The organism is Nonomuraea sp. NPDC005650 (assembly GCF_040605375.1).
In the GTDB taxonomy this organism is placed as follows: domain Bacteria; phylum Actinomycetota; class Actinomycetes; order Streptosporangiales; family Streptosporangiaceae; genus Nonomuraea.
The window spans coordinates 319,523-337,652 of record NZ_JBEXCR010000002.1 but is presented as its reverse complement, the minus strand read 5'-3'; the positions used below and the strand labels follow the sequence as shown (position 1 = coordinate 337,652).

The window sequence follows — 18,130 nt, the reverse complement described above, 5'->3', positions numbered from 1 at the left end:
TCGGCTCCTCAGCGACCCACTCAGCGACCCACTCAGCGGCGCACTCAGCGGCTCACGAGGTCCCGCAGCGCCGCGACCAGCCGGTCCACGTGCTCCTGCGTGGTGCCGATGCCGATCGAGGCCCGCACCGCGGAGGCGGTGCCGTCCTCGCACCCCTCATCGGCTTGGCCGCCGAGCAGATGCCGGACGAACGGGTGCGCGCAGAACTTGCCGTCGCGCACCCCGATGCCGTACTCGCTGGACAGCGACTCGGCCACCTCGCGGGCCGAGTAGCCGTCCACGGTGAACGACACGATGCCGACCCGCGGGTGGTCGTCCCCCCACAGCGACAGTTCCCGCACGCCCTCGATCGAGGCCAGCCCCGAGCGCAGGCGCGCGATCAGCCGCTCCTCCTCGCGCACCAGCGCGGTCCAGCCGGTGGCCGTGAGCGCGTCGCAGGCGGCGGCCAGGGCGATGGCGCCCAGCACGTTCGGGGTGCCCGCCTCGTGCCGCGGCTCCGGGTCGTCGTGCCACTCGGCGTCCTCGCCCACGGACCGCACCGCGCCGCCGCCTTTGAGGTACGGCTCGCCCTCCGCGAGCCAGTCCCGCCGCCCCACCAGCACGCCCGCGCCGAACGGCGCGTACAGCTTGTGCCCGGAGAAGGCCACGTAGTCCAGGTCGAGCGCGGTCAGGTTGAGCCGCCGGTGCGGTACGAGCTGCGCGGCGTCCACCAGGATGCGGGCGCCGTGCCGGTGCGCGACGTGGGCCAGCGCGGCGATGGGCCAGATCTCGCCGGTGACGTTCGAGGCCGCGGTGACCACGAGCAGCTTGGGCCCCTCGATGCCGGCCAGCGCCGCGTCGGCGGCGCGGACGGCCTCGCCGGGGAAGGCGGGCGGCGCCAGCCGTACGGACTTCTGCCAGGGAAGGAGGGAGGCGTGGTGCTCGGTGTCGAAGACCACGGTGGTCGTGCCGGCGGGCAGGCAGCGGGACAGGAGGTTGGTGGCGTCGGTCGTGTTGCGGGTGAAGATCACGGCGTCGTCCGGGCGGGCCCCGACGAACGCCCGTACCGTGTGGCGGGCCTGCTCGTAGCGGGCGGTGGTGAGCTGGGAGGCGTAGCCCGCGCCGCGGTGGACGCTGGAGTAGGCCGGGAGCGCGGCGGTGACGGCGGCGCTGACCGGCTCCAGACAGGGGGCGCTGGCGGCGTAGTCGAGGTTGGCGTAGCCGACGAGCCGGCCGCCCTTGACCGGCACCTCGAGATCGGCCCCGAGCACGGCGGGGATCGGCCGGCTCGTGACGGCGGGGGCCTCTTCGGCGGCGGCGCGAGCGGGGGCGGAGCTGAAGATCGTCAGCGTGGACACGGCAAATCTCCCTCAGGGTCATCGGACCCCTGGAAGCACCCACGGAGCCCGCGCTTGCCCGCCACGTCTCGTGACGGACCAGGTCTTCACCCGGGGCACCCCGCCGCGGACGCGAGGGTTGCCGGCCAGCTAGCCGGGGCTTGTCGCTGGCACTCATGACCTACGGCGCAGACTATAACCCAATCCCCTCCATCGATCGCAAGTCGGCGAACTTCTTCGGGGTCCGGCTCGTTGCTACCGGAAACCCCGCTCGTATGCCATGGAGGTGCGCAGATGTTGGACTGGGTGACCGACCCGCAGATCTGGATCGGTTTCTTCACCCTTGTCGCCCTGGAGATCGTGTTGGGGATCGACAACATCATCTTCATCTCCATCCTGGCCGGGAGGCTACCTCCCGAACAACGGGACAGAGCCCGGGTGCTGGGGCTGGGCGCGGCCCTGATCACCCGGCTGCTCCTGCTCCTGGCCCTGTCGTGGGTGGTGCAGCTCACCGAGCCGCTGTTCGCCGTCTTCGGCCACGAAATATCGGGACGCGATCTGATCCTGCTGCTCGGCGGCCTGTTCCTGCTGGGCAAGAGCGTCACCGAGATCGGCCACAGCATGGACGGCCCCGTCGGCAAGGACGGCAAGAAGGCCGCGGTCGCCTCCTTCGCCTCGGTCATCATCCAGATCATGGTGCTGGACATCGTGTTCTCGCTCGACTCCGTCATCACCGCCGTCGGCATGGTCGACGAGCTCGGGGTGATGATCGCGGCGGTCGTGGTGTCGGTGCTGGTGATGCTGTTCGCCTCGGGGCCGATCAGCAGGTTCGTGGACCGGCACCCGAGCATCAAGATGCTGGCGCTGTCGTTCCTGGTGCTGATCGGCGTGGTGCTCATCGCCGAGGGCTTCGGCCAGCACATCCCCAAGGGCTACATCTACTTCGCGATGGCGTTCTCGCTCGTCGTCGAGCTGCTGAACATCCGGGTGCGGAGCAAGCGGGCGGCGGTGCCGCAGGAGGATCCCACTCCATAAGATGAAATAGTGCGCTTTGACCCTTGGGATCCGGATTTCGTGGCTCACCCGTACCGGGTGTACGACGAGCTGAGGCGCGAGGCGCCGGTCAGCTACTTCGAGCCGACGAACCAGTGGCTGATCTCACGTCACGCCGACGTGAACGCCCTGCTCAGAGACCGCCGCCTGGGGCGGTCCTACCTCCACGTGGCCACCCACGAGGAGTTCGGCAGGCCGCCGGAGCCGGAGTTCCACGAGCCGTTCTGGCGCGTGATCAGGGCGGGCATGCTCGACGTGGAGCCGCCGGTGCACACCAGGCTGCGCCGGCTGGTCTCCAGGGCGTTCACGCCGCGCATGGTCGAGTCGCTGCGCCCCCGGGTGCGCGCCATCGCCGAGGGCCTGGTGGACGCGTTCGTGGAGAAGGGCGGCGGCGACCTCCTCGCCGAGGTCGCCGAGCCGCTGCCGGTGACGGTGATCGCGGAGATGCTCGGCATCCCCCACGCCGACCGCCACCTGCTGCGCCCCTGGTCGGCGGACATCTGCGGCATGTACGAGCTCAGCCCGAGCCTTGAGGCCCAGCACACGGCGGTACGGGCGGCGTCCGAGTTCGCCGGCTACCTCAAGGCCCTGGCCGCGGAGCGCCGCCGGGCTCCGGGCGACGACCTGGTCAGCGCGCTGGCGCAGATCGACGAGCTGACCGAGGACGAGCTGGTCGGCACGTGCGTGCTGCTGCTCAACGCCGGCCACGAGGCCACCGTGAACGTCACGGGCAACGGCTGGTGGGCCCTGTTCAGGAACCCCTCCGAGCTGGCCCGGCTGCGCGCGGACCGCTCGCTGCTGCCCACGGCCGTCGAGGAGGTCATGCGCTGGGACACGCCGCTGCAGATGTTCGAGCGCTGGGTGCTGGAGGACATCGAGGTCCACGGCGTCGAGCTCCCGCGCGGGTCGGAGGTGGCGCTGCTGTTCGGCTCGGCGAACCGCGACCCGGCGGTGTTCGAGGACCCGGATCGGCTCGACGTGGGGCGGGCCGACAATCCGCACATCTCGTTCGGAGCCGGGATCCACTTCTGCCTGGGCGCGCCGCTGGCCCGCATCGAGCTCATGGAGTCGTACGGCGCGCTCCTGGACCGGGCGGCCAAGCTCGAACTGCGGGAGGAGCCGAGCTGGAAGCCCGGCTACATCATCCGGGGGCTGCGGTCGCTGGAGGTCACCGCCGCTGGCTGAGCCAGCCGAAGCCGCCGAGCCCCGCCGGATCGATCAGCTCACCCTCCTCCGACGCCCTGGCCAGCGCCCGGATGTAAGCACGCGGATCGGTGCGGGCCTGGTCGATGGGCGGCCGGGTGCCGGTGATCCCCAGAGCCCTCAGCGCGTCGCGCTGTGTGGACAAGGTTGTGGATATCGCGCCGGCCCCGCGCCCGGCCTCGGCGCACGCGTCAAGAGCGACATGAGCGGTGATATCGCAGGTCCCATCGGGGATCGGGGCAACGACCGCGCCGTCGCGGTAACCGGTCAACGTGCCACAGAGCGGCCGGTTATCCACAGGGTGTGCATAATCAACGGCAATCGCACGGCCCCTCGTGAGGCACCCCACGACGGCGGCCCACGCCTCGTCGCGAGGGCGGCCGATCTCCGCTCGGGAGCTCGTCCGGGTCAGCGGCCACCACCGGTCGAGCCAGGCGCGGTCGTCCGGCCCGGGCGGGTCGCCGAGGCGCTCCTCGCCCGTGCGGATGTTCACCATGATGAGGCGCGGCCCGGCCGCGGTCTGCTCCGCCACGTCGAGCGGCACGTTGTCGAGCCACTCGTTGGCGATGACCAGGCCCGTGATGCCGGTGGGCACGCTCCGCCGCCAGGCGACCCGCTCGGGCAGGCCCTCCGGCCGGGGGGAGAGGTCGACGGCGGTGACGCGGAGCCGGTCGCGCAGCGCCGGCTCGGCGGCCTCCAGCACCTGCGTGACCAGCGTGCCCTCGCCCGCGCCGATGTCGACCAGGTCGAGCACGTCAGGACCGCCGAGCTCGGCGTCCACCTTCGACAGCAGCGCCAGCATCGCGTCGGCGAACGCCGGGGAGGCGCTGACCGAGGTCCGGAAGTGGCCTGAGGGGCGTTCGCGAAGGTAGAAGCCGTCCTCGCCGTACAGCGCACGTTCCGTTGCGGCGCGCCAGGTGAGCCACATGCTCAGGACTATCTCATGACTTTCGCGTGACACGCATCGTCATCATTTGACTACTCATTGTCGCCGACTTGAGGTACGTTTACACAATGTCATCGAGTGGTCGCGTTGCGCCAACCCCCAATTGGCGCAGCGGATCGCTCCCGAGCAAGCACCGGCGGCCCAGGTCGCCAAACTGAGAGGAGCCCTCGTGCTGAAGAAGGTCATTGCCGTCACAGGAGCCGTCGCCATGCTGTCGCTCGCGGCCCCGGCGCACGCCGACACGACCAGTGGCAACGGCAGTGTGCTCGGCGGCAACCAGCTGCACCTTCCCATCGCGATCCCGATCAACATCTGTGGCAACGCCATCGCCGTCATCGGCGCCGCGTTCGCCGGCTGCAAGGGCGGCGCGACCGCCTATGTGCCGAGCCACCACTGAAAGAGGAGAGAGTCCGGGCCGGCACTCGTCCGGCCCGGGCTCGAATCCCGGCTGGTCGGTCGGCGAGCGGCCAACCGGTCGCACCTCCAAGAGGTCACATCCCGCGGGCGTCGGGTCCTGGATGAGGGGACTCGGCGCCCGCTGCCATGCGATGGAACCCCTCTCCTCATCTCTTCCGACAGGGGGTGCACTTTTTGTATCCCCTTGTCGCTTTTGTCGTTAACTCAACGGGTGGCAAAACCGCGGTCACGTGGGAGCCCCCGGGCAAGTCGCGGACCGTGCCCTACGGTCCGCCACTCGGAGGGGCCGTTACGCTGGTCGGCAGTGCCACAACAGAAGCCTGCTCGTCGGACCGCGATCCCGTGTGTCGTGCCTGGTTGAGGCCAGGGCGACGGTCCGCCCTGCAGGTTTCTCATCAGCAGGTCAGGGGTGTGACGTCATGGACGCAGGGGATCGCCCGGCACGACTGACTGTCGGCGTACTCGGGGCGGGCAAGGTCGGCTCGGCCCTGGGCGCCGCGCTGGCTCAGGCGGGGCACCGGATCGCGGCCGCGAGCGGTGTGTCGGACAATTCGCAGCGATGGGCGGCCGACCGGCTGGGCGTCAAGCCGTCCAGGCCCGACGAGGTGGTCGCGGCGGCCCAGCTCATCCTGCTCACGGTGCCCGACGACGCGCTGCCCGACCTCGTCAACGGGCTGGCCACGACCGGGGCCGACCTCCAGGGCAAGCTGCTGGTGCACACCAGCGGGGCGTACGGGCTGTCCGTGCTCGAACCGGCGGCCAGGGCCGGCGCGCTGCCGCTCGCGCTGCACCCGGTGATGACCTTCACGGGCCGGGACGACGACCTCAACAAGCTCACCGGCATCTCGTACGGCGTGACCGCCCCCGACATGCTGCGGCCGATCGCCGAGGCGCTGGTGATCGAGATGGGCGGCGAGCCGGTCTGGATCGCCGACGCCGACCGCGCGCTCTACCACGCGGCGCTGGCCGGGGCGGCCAACCACATGGTCACGCTCATCGCCGAGTCGCAGGAGCTGCTGGGGCGCATCGGCGTGGAGCACCCGGGGCGGATGCTGGGCCCGCTGCTCGGCGCGGCGCTCGACAACGTGCTGCGGCTGGGCATCGCCGGGCTGACCGGCCCGGTCGTCCGCGGCGACGCGGGCACCGTGCGCAGGCACGTGGACGCGCTGATCCTGGCGGCGCCCGAGGCGGCCGACGCCTACATCGCGCTGGCCCGGCTCACGGCCGACCGCGCGCTGGCCGCCGGACTGCTCAAACCGGAGGAGGCGGAGCGGCTGCTCGACGCGCTGGGGGGCAATATATGGACCTGACAACGCGATTAAGGGGCGCTTTTATGGAGCTGATCGTCGCCAGAGGTCGGGAAGATCTGGTCAAGGCGCGGCGGGCCGGTGAGGTGGCTCTGGTGCCCACCATGGGCGCGTTGCACGAGGGGCACAGGTCGCTGATCAGGCAGGCCCGCGCCCGTGCCGATCAGGTCGTGGTCAGCATCTTCGTCAACCCCCTGCAATTCGGTCCAAACGAGGATTTTTCACGCTATCCCCGTACATGGGACGCCGACCTGGACGTGTGCCGGGCCGAGGGCGTGGACGTCGTCTTCCATCCGGACGCCGAGGAGATGTACGCGCCCGACCGTCAGGTGAGCGTCTCCGCGGGCCACATGGGCTCGATCGTCGAGGGCGCCTTCCGGCCCGGCCACTTCGACGGCGTGCTGACGGTCGTGCTCAAGCTGTTCAACCTGGTCCAGCCCGACCTGGCGGTCTTCGGCCAGAAGGACGCCCAGCAGCTCGCCGTCATCCGCCGCATGGTCGCCGACCTCGACCTGCCCATCGAGATCCTGGGGGCGCCGACCGTACGCGAGCCCGACGGCCTGGCCCTGTCGAGCCGCAACCGCTACCTGTCCGACGACGACCGCCAGGTGGCGCTGGAGCTGTCCCGTGCCCTGCGGGCGGGCGCGGCCGAGCTCACCCCGGCCAGGGTCCGCGCGGCGGCCGGGGAGGTGCTCGACGCGGCCGGGTCCCGGATCGCGGTCGACTACCTGGCGCTGGTCGATCCGGCGACGTTCGCCGAAGTGGACGAGTCGTACGCGGGGACGGCCGTGCTCGCGGTCGCCGCCACGGTGGGCACCACCCGGCTGATCGACAACATCACCCTCACCTTGAATCCCGCCTGAGGCGGATTACCGTCGGTTCATGACCGACGAGGAGCTGCGGGACGAGTTGCTCCGGCGCATGGAGATGGACCGGGCGATGCGCGACCCGGCCAAGGGCGTTCCCGGCGACCGGCGGCTGGCGCGGCTGCAGAAGCTCGACGAGGGCAACACCGTCTGGCTCCACTCCGTGGTCGCCACCCGCGGCTGGCCGCTGGTCTCGCAGGTCGGGCACCGGGCCGCGCGGGCGGCCTGGCTGCTGGCCCAGCACGCCACCTCCCGCCGGGCGCAGCTGGTCCTCCACGAGGCGATGGCCGAGGCGGTCGAGCGTGAGGAGGCCTCGCCGGGCGACTTCGCGTACCTGGAGGACCGCGTACGCGTGCGCTCGGGCCGTCCCCAGCTCTACGGGACCCAGTTCCACGACGGCGTCGACGGCCTGGAACCCATGCCGATCGAGGACCCTGACCTGCTCGACGAGCGCCGCGCGGCGGTGGGGCTGGAGCCGTTCGCCGAGTACGAGGCGTTCATCAGGAAAACAGAGGGCCGCTGAACGTCCACTCCGCGCCAGGCGTTATCGTCATATTGACGAAATCCCTCAGTGAGGAGTTCCCTGATGAGTGCTCCGGCGATTCCCCTGCGGTTGACCGCGCCGGCGGCCGGCTGGACTGTCGAGGCGGACGTGGTCGTCGTCGGCTCCGGCGTCGCCGGCCTGACCGTGGCCCTGCGCCACGCGGAGCTGGAACCGTCCGCCAAGGTGCTGGTCGTCACCAAGGACGTGCTGGCGGCAGGCTCGACCCGGTGGGCCCAGGGTGGCATCGCGGCCGTGCTCGATCCCCGCGACACCCCCGACGAGCACCTGAACGACACGTTGATCGCCGGGGTCGGGCTGTGCGACGTCGGGGCGGTGCGCGCGCTCGTCACGGAGGGGCCCGGCGCGCTGCGGCGGCTCATCGCCCGCGGCGCCCGCTTCGACCGCACCCCCGACGGGGAGTTGCAGCTCACCAGGGAAGGCGGGCACCGGCGGGACCGGATCGTGCACGCGGGCGGCGACGCCACGGGCGCCGAGGTGCAGCGGGCGCTCATCGAGGCCGTGCGCGCCTCGGAGATCGAGGTGATCGAGCACGCGCTGGTGCTCGACCTGCTAAAGGACGCACGGGGCCGGGCCAGGGGAGTGACGCTGCACGTCATGGGCGAGGGCGCCCGCGACGGGGTGGGCGCGGTGCGCGCCAGGGCGGTGGTGCTGGCCACCGGCGGCATGGGCCAGGTCTACTCGGCCACCACCAACCCCGCCGTCTCCACCGGCGACGGGGTCGCGCTCGCGCTGCGGGCCGGGGCCGTGGTGCGCGACATCGAGTTCGTCCAGTTCCATCCGACCGTGCTGTGGCTCGGCGAGGGCTCGACGGGCCAGCAGCCGCTGATCTCCGAGGCGGTCAGGGGCGAGGGCGCGTACCTGGTCGACCACGAGGGCGTCCGGTTCATGCGGGGCGCGCACGAGCTGGCCGACCTGGCGCCGCGCGACGTCGTGGCCAAGGCGATCATGCGCAGGATTCGTGAGACGGGCCGCGACCACATGTACCTCGACGGCCGCCACTTCGGCCGGGAGAAGTGGGAGACCCGCTTCCCCACGATCTACGCCGTCTGCCGCGAGCACGGCATCGACCCGGCCGTCGAGCCGATCCCCATTGCCCCGGCCGCCCACTACGCGAGCGGCGGCGTCATGACGGACCTGCGCGGCCGTACCTCCATCGAGGGGCTGTACGCGTGCGGCGAGGTGGCCTGCACCGGCGTGCACGGCGCCAACCGGCTGGCCTCCAACTCCCTGCTCGAAGGGCTCGTCTTCGCCGAGCGCATCGCCGAGGACATCCAGGCGGCACGCCCCGCGCCGGGTGAGCCGGTCGAGAGCGGCGCGCCCTCGGGGCTGGCGGACCCGAGGGTCAGGCCCAGGATCCAGGCGCACATGAGCACCGGCGCGAGCGTGCTGCGCAGCCGCGAGTCGCTGCTGGCCACGGCCAGGGCGCTGCGTGAGGCCCGCTGGACGCCGGTCGAGGTGCCCGCCTGCACCGAGTCCTGGGAGGCCACCAACCTGCTCACCGTGGCCACCGTGCTCACCGGCGCGGCGGCGGCCAGGCTCGAGACCCGCGGCTCGCACTGGCGCGAGGACCACGACACCCGCGACGACAACGAATGGCTGGGTCACCTGGACGTGACCCTGACCGAGGAGGGTCTCAGCATGACGTACACGCCGCACGGTGACGCGATGCCGCCGCGCCTGGTGCAGGAGCTCACCGCCGCCGGGCTGGACCCGGCCGAGGTGGACGCGCTGATCGACCGGGCGCTGGCCGAGGACCTGCAGGAGGCCGGCGACGTGACGAGCCTGGCCACGATCCCGGCGGGGCAGCGTGCGGCGGCCGACGTGGTGGCCCGCAAGGACGGCGTCGTGGCCGGGCTGGCGGTGGCGGAGGCGGTGTTCGTCCGGCTGGGCGCGGCCCGTACCGAGAGAAGGGCCAAGGACGGCGAGCGCGTGCGGGCCGGAGACGTGCTGATGACGGTCGAGGGGCCGGTGCGGGCCCTGCTGACGGCCGAGCGCACCGCGCTCAACCTGCTCACGCACCTCTCCGGGGTGGCCACGCTGACGGCCAGATGGGTAGAGGCGATCAGCGGCACGGCGGCGCGCGTGCGCGACAGCCGCAAGACGCTGCCGGGGCTGCGGGCGCTGGAGAAGTACGCGGTACGCTGCGGCGGCGGCGTGAACCACCGGATGTCGCTGTCGGACGCCGCGCTGATCAAGGACAACCACGTCGTGGCCGCCGGTGGGGTGGCCGAGGCGTTCAGGGCGGTCAGGGAGCGCTACCCCGACCTGCCGATCGAGGTGGAGATCGACCGGCTCGACCAGTTGGAGGCCGTGCTCGACGAGGGAGCCGAGGAGATCCTCCTGGACAACTTCACGATCGAGGACACGGCCAGTGCCGTATATGTCGTGAAAAATCGGGCGGAAAACAGGGTTGCGCTTGAAGCCAGCGGGGGATTGACCTTGGAATCGGCTCGTCGTGTGGCCGAAACTGGCGTTGACTATCTGGCGGTGGGAGCTCTGACGCACTCCGCGCCGGCCCTGGACATCGCATTGGATCTGCGGGGGTAATTGATGCTGCTCACGATCGACGTCGGTAACACGCACACGGTGCTCGGGCTGTTCGAGGGCGAGGACGTCATCGAGCATTGGCGGCTGGCCACCGACGCCCGCCGCACCGCCGACGAGATCGCGGTCGTACTCCAGGGGCTGCTGGCACAGTCGCCGCTGCTCAAGGGGGCCGACATCGACGGCATCGCCATCTGTTCCACCGTTCCGAGCGTGCTCAACGAGATGCGCGAGATGTGCCGCCGCTACTACGGCGACGTGACGGCGGTGATCGTGGAGCCGGGCATCCGCACCGGGGTGCCCGTACGCATGGACAACCCCAAGGAGGTCGGCAGCGACCGCATCGTGAACGCGCTGGCGGCCATCGACCAGTACGGCGGCCCCTGCATCATCGTCGACTTCGGCACCGCGACCTCGTTCGACGCGGTGTCGGCCAAGGGCGAATACGTCGGCGCGGTGACCGCTCCCGGCATCGAGATCTCGGTCGACGCGCTGGCCGCCGCCGGGGCCCAGCTGCACAAGGTGGAGCTGGTCAGGCCGCGCTCGGTGATCGCCAAGAACACGGTCGAAGCCCTGCAGGCCGGCATCATCTACGGCTTCGCGGGCCAGGTGGACGGGATCGTGGAGCGGATGGCGGCCGAGCTGGCCGACGACCCCGACGAAGTGACGGTGGTGGCCACGGGCGGCCACGCGGCGCTGGTGGTGGGCGAGTCGCGCTCCATCGACGTGCACGAGCCGTGGCTGACGCTCATGGGCCTGCGCCTGATCTACAACAGGAACACGACCTGAAAAAGCGGCCTCCCGCTCGGGTGGGAGGCCGCCTGCACGTCCGGGGACGATTCGTCACTCGCTCTCGGCGGTGTAGAGGTACGACCAGGGGCCGCACTTCGTGGGGTAGTTGCTGTACTGGCCGATCTGGCAGACCTTCACCCGCACGCTGTTGACGTCGTTCTCCGAGAAGGTGAACTTCTTGTAGCCGGGGAAGCCGCAGTACTTCTTGGAGTAGACCGGGGACCAGTCGTGGTCGAAGTCGCTGGCCTCGAACTTCACGAACGCGCACTTGCCGCCCTCGTCCTCGTCGCGGTTGTCCAGGTCGTAGAGCCGGCCCTTGACGGTGACCTCGTTCGACTCGCCGTCCTCGTCCCAGCTGACGCCGATCCAGCCCTGCGACTTCGCCAGGCCGTTCTTGGCGTAGACGGGGCCCCAGTAGTCGGAGTAGTCGTCGTCGGAGTGGGGCGCGGCGGCCGTGCTGGCGTTGGCGGCGGAAGGCAGCGACAGGGCCAGAGCGCTGGTGGCGGCGACGGCGAGGAAGCCTGTCGCGATCTTCTTGAACATCTTCTCTCCTTGAGCTCCCCTTGGACCGGCTCCGTACCGGATCCCCCCTTGAGCTCGTGAGATATTGATAAGAGAGGGTTCTTGCAGGGGTCCTGCAGCGCGCCGACGAACCCTTGCAGGTCGCCATATCCCCTACCCTTTGATGTTGTGAGCGACGAACTTCCCGAGCAGATGCGCATCCGGAGGGAGAAGCTCGACCGCCTTCGCAGCGAGGGCGTCGATCCTTACCCGGTGAATTTCCCCCGTACGGCCACCAACGTCGAGGTCAGGGAGAAATACCAGGGCCTGGAGCCCGACACCGCCACCGGCGACACGGTCGCGGTCGCGGGGCGCGTCATGCTCAACCGCGTGGGCGGCAAGCTCTGCTTCGCCACGCTCCGCGACGGCGGCGCCGACCTGCAGGTCATGATCTCGCTCGACAAGGTGGGCGAGGAGTCGCTGGCCGCGTGGAAGCGCGACGTCGACCTGGGCGACCACGTGGGCGTGATCGGCGAGGTCATCACCTCGCGGCGCGGCGAGCTGTCCATCCTCGCCGACAGCTGGCAGATCACCGCCAAGTGCCTGCGCCCGCTGCCGGAGAAGCACGTCGGGCTCACCGACCCGGAGGCCCGCGTCCGCCAGCGCTACGTCGACCTCATCGTCAACGACGAGGCGCGCAAGATGGCCCGCGTGCGCAGCGCCACGGTGCGCGCGGTGCGCGACTTCTGGCACGAGGAGGGCTACCTCGAGGTCGAGACGCCCATGCTGCAGCCCATCCACGGCGGCGCGACGGCACGGCCCTTCAAGACCCACATCAACGCCTACGACATGGAGCTCTACCTTCGCATCGCGATCGAGCTCTACCTCAAGCGGCTCGTGGTCGGCGGCATCGAGAAGGTCTTTGAGATCAACCGCAACTTCCGCAACGAAGGCGCCGACTCCACGCACAACCCCGAGTTCACGATGCTCGAGGCGTACGGCACCTACCTCGACTACAACGACATGGCCGACCTGACCCAGCGGATGTACCAGAAGGCCGTGGTGGCCGCCCTGGACACCACGGTGGTCGTCCACGACGGGGTGGAGGTCGACCTCGGGATCGCCCGGTGGCCGCGCATCACCCTGTACGGCGCGGTGTCCGAGGCCGTGGGCGAGGAGATCACCACCTCGACCTCCCTGGAGGAGCTGCGCAAGATCGCCGACCGGCGCGAGATCCACTGGGACCCGAAGTGGGGCTCGGGCAAGCTGGTGCAGGAGATCTTCGAGGCTCTGGTGGAGCACACGCTCGTCCAGCCCACGTTCGTCATGGACTACCCGCTGGAGACCTCGCCGCTGACCCGCCAGCACCGGGACAACCCGCTGCTGACGGAGAAGTGGGACCTGATCGGCTTCGGCACGGAGCTGGGCACGGCCTACTCGGAGCTGATCGACCCGATCGAGCAGCGCCGCCGCCTGATGGAGCAGTCCCTCCTGGCCGCCGGGGGCGACCTTGAGGCGATGCAGCTGGACGAGGACTTCCTGCAGGCCCTCGAGTACGCGATGCCGCCGACGGGAGGCATGGGCGCGGGGATCGACCGGATGATCATGGCCTTCACCGGCAAGAACATCCGCGAGACCATCCTCTTCCCCCTGGTCAAGCCCACCCACTGAGCCACGCTCGGCTCGCGCGTGCGGCGGCGCCCCAACGGGCCCGCCGCACGCCCATCTCTGTGGGGGAGTTACTCTCTCGGAGTAAGTAAGGGGCCGGAGAGGGGCGATCGGGTGGCCACGAAGACGGCGGCGGAGCGGCGCGACGAGGCCAGGCAGACCTTCGACGCGTACTTCGCCCAATGCCCTTCCAGGAAGCTGCTCGACACCCTCAGCGACAAATGGGTCACCCTCCTGCTCACCGCGCTCTCGGAGGGCCCGCGCCGCTACGGCGACCTGTCCAGGCGCGTCGCGGGCGTCAGCCAGAAGATGCTCACGCAGACCCTGCGCGGCCTGGAGCGCGACGGCCTGGTCTCGCGCACGCTCACCCCCTCGGTGCCGGTACGCGTGGACTACGCGCTCACCCCGCTCGGCGAGAGCCTGATGCCGCTGGTGGCCGCGATCAAGAGCTGGGCCGAGGCGCACATCGGGGACGTCGAGGCCGCCAGGGACCGCTACGACTCCGCCGCCGGTTGAGCGATCACCGCTGTCGGGAATCCGGCTTCCGGGCCGCCCGGTTTCCGATCAGAGGACGCTTGTAAGCATCGCGTCAAGGCCGCGGAGGCGGGTCCCGCTCCGCGTCCCGGAGCGTCCACGGCGCCCCGTGCGCCTCTGTGATCGCCTCATTGCACGCCGCGTACGGGCACCGGGAAACGAGGTCGCCCGGCCCGGTGAACTGGGCGGGCCACCCGCCGGGCGGCGGGCCGCCGGTCGAGGCCCTCGGCGGCAATTGTCTCGCCGGATTGATCAAATTGGCCTAACCGGCCGCCTGACCTGGGTGTGCGGATCGTATGGCGGTGCCGTACAAAGCGAGCGATTGGTGGCTTGTCGCGCGCCGGAAAGATCGCGCCACAGACGCGCTCCCCGCGATATCGAGCTTATCGATCATGCGGAATATTCATACCGAACAGATCGAAAACCGGAAGGCTGGTCAGGGCTATTCCGGAGGGCCCAATGTGATCACTCACCGTCCTGACATATCGCGAGTGCGTCATATATAGCGGGTCATGTCAATAGCGTTCGTCAAGTGCGGCGATTGTCGTGCTTGACGACCTTTCCAGGATGCGTTTACCGTCTGCGAGGAGCGGCTTTGGCCCATCTGTGAGGTCCGAGTTCTGCTGTTGGGGGGAGGGCTCCCGATGGATGTGCTCACTGAAGGCGTTGAGCTCAGCCATGCTGATTTGGCGCTGCTGGCGGAGCTGGCCAAGGGAGTCACGGTTGATCGGGTGGGGCGACGGCTGGATATCAGCGGGCGCACGGTACGCCGCAGGTTGCGGGGCATCTGTGACCGCATAGGCGTGGCCACGGCGATCGAGGCCGTGGCCTGGGCGGCCCGTCGCCAGCTGATCTAGCCGCGGCGGGCCGCCGGGGCCGCGGTTCAGTCGGCGATGCGCACCGCGCCGGCGAACGGCCGCCTCGCGATCGACGCGATCCGTACGACGTCGCCCGTCTGCGGGGCGTGCACCATCATGCCCCCGCCGATGTAGATGCCCACGTGGTGCAGGTCGCTGTAGAAGAACACCAGGTCGCCCGGCCGGAGCTCCTCGCGTGAGATGTGCCTGCCGGCGGTCCACTGGTCGCCGGTGTAGTGCGGCAGCGAGATGCCCACCTGCTGGAAGGCCGCCATGACGAGACCGGAGCAGTCGTAGGAGCTGGGGCCTTCGGCGCCCCAGACGTACGGCTTGAGCTGCTGCGTGAGGGCCCACCGCGCGGCCTCGGCCGCCTTGCCGGAGCCGGGGATCGGGAGGTTGACGCGCACGGCCCGCGTGCCGGGGCGCCCGGCCTCGCCCAGAGCCCGCGTGAACAGGCTGCTCTCGACCTTCGTCACCAGCTTGGTGATCCTGGTGCGCTTGGTGTCGAGGTCGGTGACGAGCTTCTGGACCTCGTCGATGCGGGCCTTGGCGCTCTGCCTGGCGCGGGTGGCCGTGTCCATGGCCCTGGTGAGGGCGTTGATCTCCTCGCCCTGCTCGGTCTGCATCGCGTACGAGGTCGCGGCGCGGTTGAGGAAGCCCTCGGGGTCGTCGGAGGTGGTGAAGGCGAGGGTCTTCAGGCCGCCGGTGATGTAGGCGTTCTGGGCCAGCATGGCGGTTTTCGCGCGCTTGGCGGCCAGGTCCGACTCGCTGCTGGTTAACGTCTTCTCCGCGGCCTCAGCGGCCTTCTTGGCGGTCTTGAGCTTCTCCCGCTGGCCGTTGTACTGCTCGCTCAGCGTCTCGATGTCGGTGTGCAGCTTCGTGGCCTGGTCGGCGAGATCCTTCAGCGTGGGCTTGGGGTCCGCGGACGCCGAGCCGACGGGGATGGCGAACAGCAGCGCGGCGACTGTGAGACTCACCACACCGAAGCGGCGCGGTCGCCGAGCCCGTTCCCAAGGGCGGGCGTGCTTGCCCGCCGACTTCTCCCCACCGCTGAGCGTGCGCTTCACCAACCAGCTCCTCTCGTAGACGCCTACCGGGTTAGCTGACGGGTTCGGGCCGGAGCAGCCCTACCGAGAGGCTCGGATTCACCCCAGTGGTGGCGTCGGAGGTCGCCACCGGCGGTTCCCCGGCTTCCCTTGCGAGAATTGGGCGTGCCTCCCGCGCGATACGCGGAGGGCATTGTCGCTGGACACTAATGCACTCCGGGTTCCTGCTCAACCAGAACTGCCAAGTCTGTAGAGGTTTCACAACCGAAGGGTCACAAGGTGATCTCGTGGGCACCCGTGCGGAAGAGGTCCTATGCCCTATTTGTCCGCGCTTTCGACGGGCGAGAGTGGGAGGCCAGGGCCCGTGCCGATCTGGCCACAAGATGTAACAAGATGGGCCGAGACATGGGAGTTAGGGCTGAGCCGTAATGAGATCTGTACCCTGGAGAACCATGGAGCAGGTGGCCGAACTGACAGTGCCCGAGACCGCGGTGGTGGTCCGGCGTGCCCGCACGCGCGACGTGCGCATGGTCAGGCGCCTGGTGGACACCTATGCGGGCGCGGGTCCGCGGCTCCTGGAAAAGGCCACGGTGACGCTGTACGAGGACGTACAGGAGTTCTGGGTGGCCGAGCGGGGCGGGCAGGTCGTCGGCTGCGGCGCGCTCCACGTGCTCTGGGAGGACCTCGCCGAGGTCCGCACGGTGGCCGTGGATCCCGAGTGCCGGGGGATGGGCGTAGGCCACCGGATCGTCTCCGCACTGATCCAGCAGGCTAAGGATTTGGGTCTGCGGCGTGTATTCTGTCTTACTTTTGAGGTCGACTTCTTCGCGAGACTAGGGTTCCGCCCGATTCAGGGCACACCTGTTTCCCCTGAGGTGTACGCCGAACTGCTGGCCTCGTACGACGAGGGTGTGGCGGAGTTTCTGGATCTTGAACACGTCAAGCCGAACACACTCGGCAACACCCGCATGCTGCTCCACCTGACATCGGGTGACGCGGACCTTGACCAGATGGAAAGGTGATTGTTGATACCTATGTCGATACGTTGGGCAGCACAGGCATGTGTCCTGACACGTGCCACATGCGCACTCGAAGCGAGGTGACACGGTGAGTACCGGACAGCCGCCGTATCCACAGAACGAATCCGGCGACAACTCTGCGCCCCCCCAGTACGGGCAGCAGAACCCGGGCCGCCACCCCGGCGAGCCCGACCCGGATGCGACTGTGATCGGCTACCGGGCGGACGATGCCTACGGGCAGCAGCCCCCCTACGGTCAGCAGGGCTATGGCCAGCAACAGCAGTACGGCCAGCAGCAGCAGTACGGTCAGCAACCCCAGTACGGGCAGCAGCAGTACGGCCAGCAACCCCAGTACGGCCAGCAGCAGCAGTCCCAGCCCGACTACGGCCAGCAGGGCCAGTACGGGCAGCAGGGCTACGGCCAGCAGCAGGCGTCCCAGCCTGACTACGGCCAGGGCTACGGCCAGCAGCAGGCATCGCAGCCTGACTACGGCCAGCAGGGTTACGGCCAGCAGCCGCAGTCGGGCCAGCAGGGCTATGGCCAGCAGTACGGCCAGCAGCAGCAGTCCCAGCCCGGTTACGGCCAGCAGGGCTACGGCCAGCAGCAGGCTTCCCAGCAGGGCTACGGGCAGCAGGGCTACGGCCAGCAGCAGCCCTCGGGCCAGCAGTACGGCCAGCAGCCCCAGTCGCAGCCGGACTACGGCCAGCAGCAGTACGGTCAGCAGCCGCAGTCCCAGGCGGACTACGGCCAGCAGCAGTACGGCCAGCAGCCCCAGTCCCAGTCCGACTACGGCCAGCAGGGCCAGTACGGGCAGCAGGGCTACGGCCAGCAGGCGCAGCCCGGCTACGCCCAGCAGGGCTACGGCGACCAGCAGTACGGGCAGCAGGGCTACGGGCAGGCGCAGCAGTACGGCCAGCCCGGCTACGGCCAGGCCTACGGTCAGCCCGGACCGGTGGGCGTGCAGCCCCCCGGCGCGCCGGCACCGCTCGCGGAGTGGTGGCAGCGTCTGGTGGCCAGGCTCATCGACGGAGTCATCCTCTTCGTCGTGAACCTCGTCATCAGCGGCATCCTGACGGCGATCCTCGTGGCCAGCTACGTCTCGGGCAGCGGCGCCAGCAGCGGCTTCTTCCCGAGCGTGGTCGTGGGCATCCTGATCACGATCATCGTGACCGCCCTATGGGTCGGCTACGACTTCTTCCTGCTGAAGGCGAAGGGCCAGACCGTCGGCAAGATGGTCATGGGCATCAAGGTCGTCCCCGTGGGCCAGGCCCTGTCGCAGGACGGCCTGCCGACCGATGCCGCGCTCAAGCGGGCCGGCATCACCTGGGGCGGCTACGTGCTCGGCGCCCTCCCGCTGGGCTTCCTCAGCTCGCTGCTCGCCTACGCCGCTGTAGGCGTCAACGGCGCCTCGCAGCTCTGGGACAAGCCGCTGCAGCAGACCTTCGCGGACAAGATCGCCAACACCGTCGTGGTGAAGATCAAGTAGTCCAAGCGTC

Annotated in this window: 17 protein-coding genes and 2 riboswitches; of the genes, 13 read left to right on the top strand and 4 right to left on the bottom strand. The window is 69.7% G+C overall.

The window, feature by feature from the left end; genetic code table 11:
- Nucleotides 1-44 precede the first annotated feature (44 nt).
- Nucleotides 45-1,337: an aminotransferase class V-fold PLP-dependent enzyme gene (locus tag ABZS69_RS04355; RefSeq protein ID WP_355366260.1), complete on the bottom strand. Its 1,293-nt coding sequence runs from the start codon at nucleotides 1,335-1,337 to the stop codon at nucleotides 45-47.
- 45 nt (nucleotides 1,338-1,382) lie between these two features.
- Nucleotides 1,383-1,498: riboswitch (SAM riboswitch) on the bottom strand.
- Between the two features lie 112 nt (nucleotides 1,499-1,610).
- Between ABZS69_RS04355 and ABZS69_RS04350 the strand changes: the two genes are divergently transcribed.
- Both ABZS69_RS04350 and ABZS69_RS04345 read left to right on the top strand, forming a co-directional pair.
- The gene (locus ABZS69_RS04350; protein ID WP_355366257.1) at nucleotides 1,611-2,351 is read left to right on the top strand and encodes a TerC family protein; all 741 of its coding nucleotides are present in this window, start codon (nucleotides 1,611-1,613) and stop codon (nucleotides 2,349-2,351) included.
- Between the two features lie 9 nt (nucleotides 2,352-2,360).
- Nucleotides 2,361-3,554 (top strand): cytochrome P450, encoded by a 1,194-nt coding sequence (locus tag ABZS69_RS04345; protein WP_355366254.1) that lies wholly within the window; start codon nucleotides 2,361-2,363, stop codon nucleotides 3,552-3,554.
- Here the strand turns inward: ABZS69_RS04345 and ABZS69_RS04340 are convergent.
- Nucleotides 3,538-4,500: an SAM-dependent methyltransferase gene (locus ABZS69_RS04340; protein WP_355366251.1), complete on the bottom strand. Its 963-nt coding sequence runs from the start codon at nucleotides 4,498-4,500 to the stop codon at nucleotides 3,538-3,540. The genes ABZS69_RS04345 and ABZS69_RS04340 overlap by 17 nt on opposite strands.
- A 187-nt stretch (nucleotides 4,501-4,687) precedes the next feature.
- Between ABZS69_RS04340 and ABZS69_RS04335 the strand changes: the two genes are divergently transcribed.
- The 6 genes from ABZS69_RS04335 (at nucleotide 4,688) to ABZS69_RS04310 (ending at nucleotide 11,006) form a co-directional block, all read left to right on the top strand.
- Nucleotides 4,688-4,915 (top strand): chaplin family protein, encoded by a 228-nt coding sequence (locus tag ABZS69_RS04335; RefSeq protein ID WP_355366248.1) that lies wholly within the window; start codon nucleotides 4,688-4,690, stop codon nucleotides 4,913-4,915.
- 439 nt (nucleotides 4,916-5,354) lie between these two features.
- Nucleotides 5,355-6,245, top strand: a complete 891-nt coding sequence (locus ABZS69_RS04330; protein WP_355366246.1) for a DUF2520 domain-containing protein — start codon at nucleotides 5,355-5,357, stop codon at nucleotides 6,243-6,245.
- Nucleotides 6,246-6,268: 23 nt separating this feature from the next.
- Nucleotides 6,269-7,105, top strand: coding sequence for a pantoate--beta-alanine ligase (gene panC, locus ABZS69_RS04325; protein WP_355366244.1), 837 nt, complete (start codon nucleotides 6,269-6,271; stop codon nucleotides 7,103-7,105).
- A 19-nt stretch (nucleotides 7,106-7,124) separates the two neighbouring features.
- Nucleotides 7,125-7,631: a DUF6624 domain-containing protein gene (locus ABZS69_RS04320; protein WP_355366242.1), complete on the top strand. Its 507-nt coding sequence runs from the start codon at nucleotides 7,125-7,127 to the stop codon at nucleotides 7,629-7,631.
- Nucleotides 7,632-7,694: 63 nt separating this feature from the next.
- On the top strand, nucleotides 7,695-10,220 hold the full coding sequence (locus ABZS69_RS04315; protein WP_355366239.1) for an L-aspartate oxidase: 2,526 nt from the start codon (nucleotides 7,695-7,697) through the stop codon (nucleotides 10,218-10,220).
- Between the two features lie 3 nt (nucleotides 10,221-10,223).
- Complete coding sequence (locus tag ABZS69_RS04310) at nucleotides 10,224-11,006, top strand: type III pantothenate kinase (RefSeq protein ID WP_355366236.1); 783 nt, start codon at nucleotides 10,224-10,226, stop codon at nucleotides 11,004-11,006.
- A gap of 54 nt (nucleotides 11,007-11,060) precedes the next feature.
- Here ABZS69_RS04310 and ABZS69_RS04305 read toward each other — a convergent pair whose 3' ends face one another.
- Nucleotides 11,061-11,552 (bottom strand): hypothetical protein, encoded by a 492-nt coding sequence (locus ABZS69_RS04305; protein WP_355366233.1) that lies wholly within the window; start codon nucleotides 11,550-11,552, stop codon nucleotides 11,061-11,063.
- A gap of 147 nt (nucleotides 11,553-11,699) precedes the next feature.
- Here ABZS69_RS04305 and lysX point away from each other — a divergent pair, with 147 nt between their 5' ends.
- The 3 genes from lysX to ABZS69_RS04290 all read left to right on the top strand — a co-directional run bounded on the left by lysX (nucleotide 11,700) and on the right by ABZS69_RS04290 (nucleotide 14,569).
- The gene (gene lysX, locus ABZS69_RS04300) at nucleotides 11,700-13,181 is read left to right on the top strand and encodes a bifunctional lysylphosphatidylglycerol synthetase/lysine--tRNA ligase LysX (protein ID WP_355366230.1); all 1,482 of its coding nucleotides are present in this window, start codon (nucleotides 11,700-11,702) and stop codon (nucleotides 13,179-13,181) included.
- Between the two features lie 111 nt (nucleotides 13,182-13,292).
- Complete coding sequence (locus tag ABZS69_RS04295) at nucleotides 13,293-13,694, top strand: helix-turn-helix domain-containing protein (protein WP_355366227.1); 402 nt, start codon at nucleotides 13,293-13,295, stop codon at nucleotides 13,692-13,694.
- Nucleotides 13,695-14,356: 662 nt separating this feature from the next.
- Nucleotides 14,357-14,569: a LuxR C-terminal-related transcriptional regulator gene (locus ABZS69_RS04290; protein WP_043615366.1), complete on the top strand. Its 213-nt coding sequence runs from the start codon at nucleotides 14,357-14,359 to the stop codon at nucleotides 14,567-14,569.
- 26 nt (nucleotides 14,570-14,595) lie between these two features.
- Here the strand turns inward: ABZS69_RS04290 and ABZS69_RS04285 are convergent, their stop codons facing one another.
- Nucleotides 14,596-15,636: a C40 family peptidase gene (locus ABZS69_RS04285; RefSeq protein ID WP_355366224.1), complete on the bottom strand. Its 1,041-nt coding sequence runs from the start codon at nucleotides 15,634-15,636 to the stop codon at nucleotides 14,596-14,598.
- Nucleotides 15,637-15,641: 5 nt separating this feature from the next.
- Nucleotides 15,642-15,791: riboswitch (cyclic di-AMP (ydaO/yuaA leader) on the bottom strand.
- 276 nt (nucleotides 15,792-16,067) lie between these two features.
- On the opposite strand from ABZS69_RS04285, the gene ABZS69_RS04280 reads away from it, so the two are divergent.
- Together ABZS69_RS04280 and ABZS69_RS04275 are read left to right on the top strand one after the other, a co-directional pair.
- The gene (locus ABZS69_RS04280) at nucleotides 16,068-16,637 is read left to right on the top strand and encodes an amino-acid N-acetyltransferase (protein ID WP_355366221.1); all 570 of its coding nucleotides are present in this window, start codon (nucleotides 16,068-16,070) and stop codon (nucleotides 16,635-16,637) included.
- 85 nt (nucleotides 16,638-16,722) lie between these two features.
- On the top strand, nucleotides 16,723-18,120 hold the full coding sequence (locus ABZS69_RS04275; protein WP_355366218.1) for an RDD family protein: 1,398 nt from the start codon (nucleotides 16,723-16,725) through the stop codon (nucleotides 18,118-18,120).
- Nucleotides 18,121-18,130: the final 10 nt, after the last annotated feature.

Excerpts from the sequence above, each read along its gene's own strand:
- ABZS69_RS04350 (WP_355366257.1), top strand. The coding sequence starts at position 1,611 with ATGTTGGACTGGGTGACCGACCCGCAGATCTGGATCGGTTTCTTCACC.
- ABZS69_RS04340 (WP_355366251.1), bottom strand. The coding sequence starts at position 4,500 with ATGTGGCTCACCTGGCGCGCCGCAACGGAACGTGCGCTGTACGGCGAG.
- ABZS69_RS04330 (WP_355366246.1), top strand. The coding sequence starts at position 5,355 with ATGGACGCAGGGGATCGCCCGGCACGACTGACTGTCGGCGTACTCGGG.
- panC (WP_355366244.1), top strand. The coding sequence starts at position 6,269 with ATGGAGCTGATCGTCGCCAGAGGTCGGGAAGATCTGGTCAAGGCGCGG.
- ABZS69_RS04320 (WP_355366242.1), top strand. The coding sequence starts at position 7,125 with ATGACCGACGAGGAGCTGCGGGACGAGTTGCTCCGGCGCATGGAGATG.
- ABZS69_RS04315 (WP_355366239.1), top strand. The coding sequence starts at position 7,695 with ATGAGTGCTCCGGCGATTCCCCTGCGGTTGACCGCGCCGGCGGCCGGC.
- ABZS69_RS04310 (WP_355366236.1), top strand. The coding sequence starts at position 10,224 with ATGCTGCTCACGATCGACGTCGGTAACACGCACACGGTGCTCGGGCTG.
- ABZS69_RS04305 (WP_355366233.1), bottom strand. The coding sequence starts at position 11,552 with ATGTTCAAGAAGATCGCGACAGGCTTCCTCGCCGTCGCCGCCACCAGC.
- ABZS69_RS04290 (WP_043615366.1), top strand. The coding sequence starts at position 14,357 with ATGGATGTGCTCACTGAAGGCGTTGAGCTCAGCCATGCTGATTTGGCG.
- ABZS69_RS04280 (WP_355366221.1), top strand. The coding sequence starts at position 16,068 with ATGGAGCAGGTGGCCGAACTGACAGTGCCCGAGACCGCGGTGGTGGTC.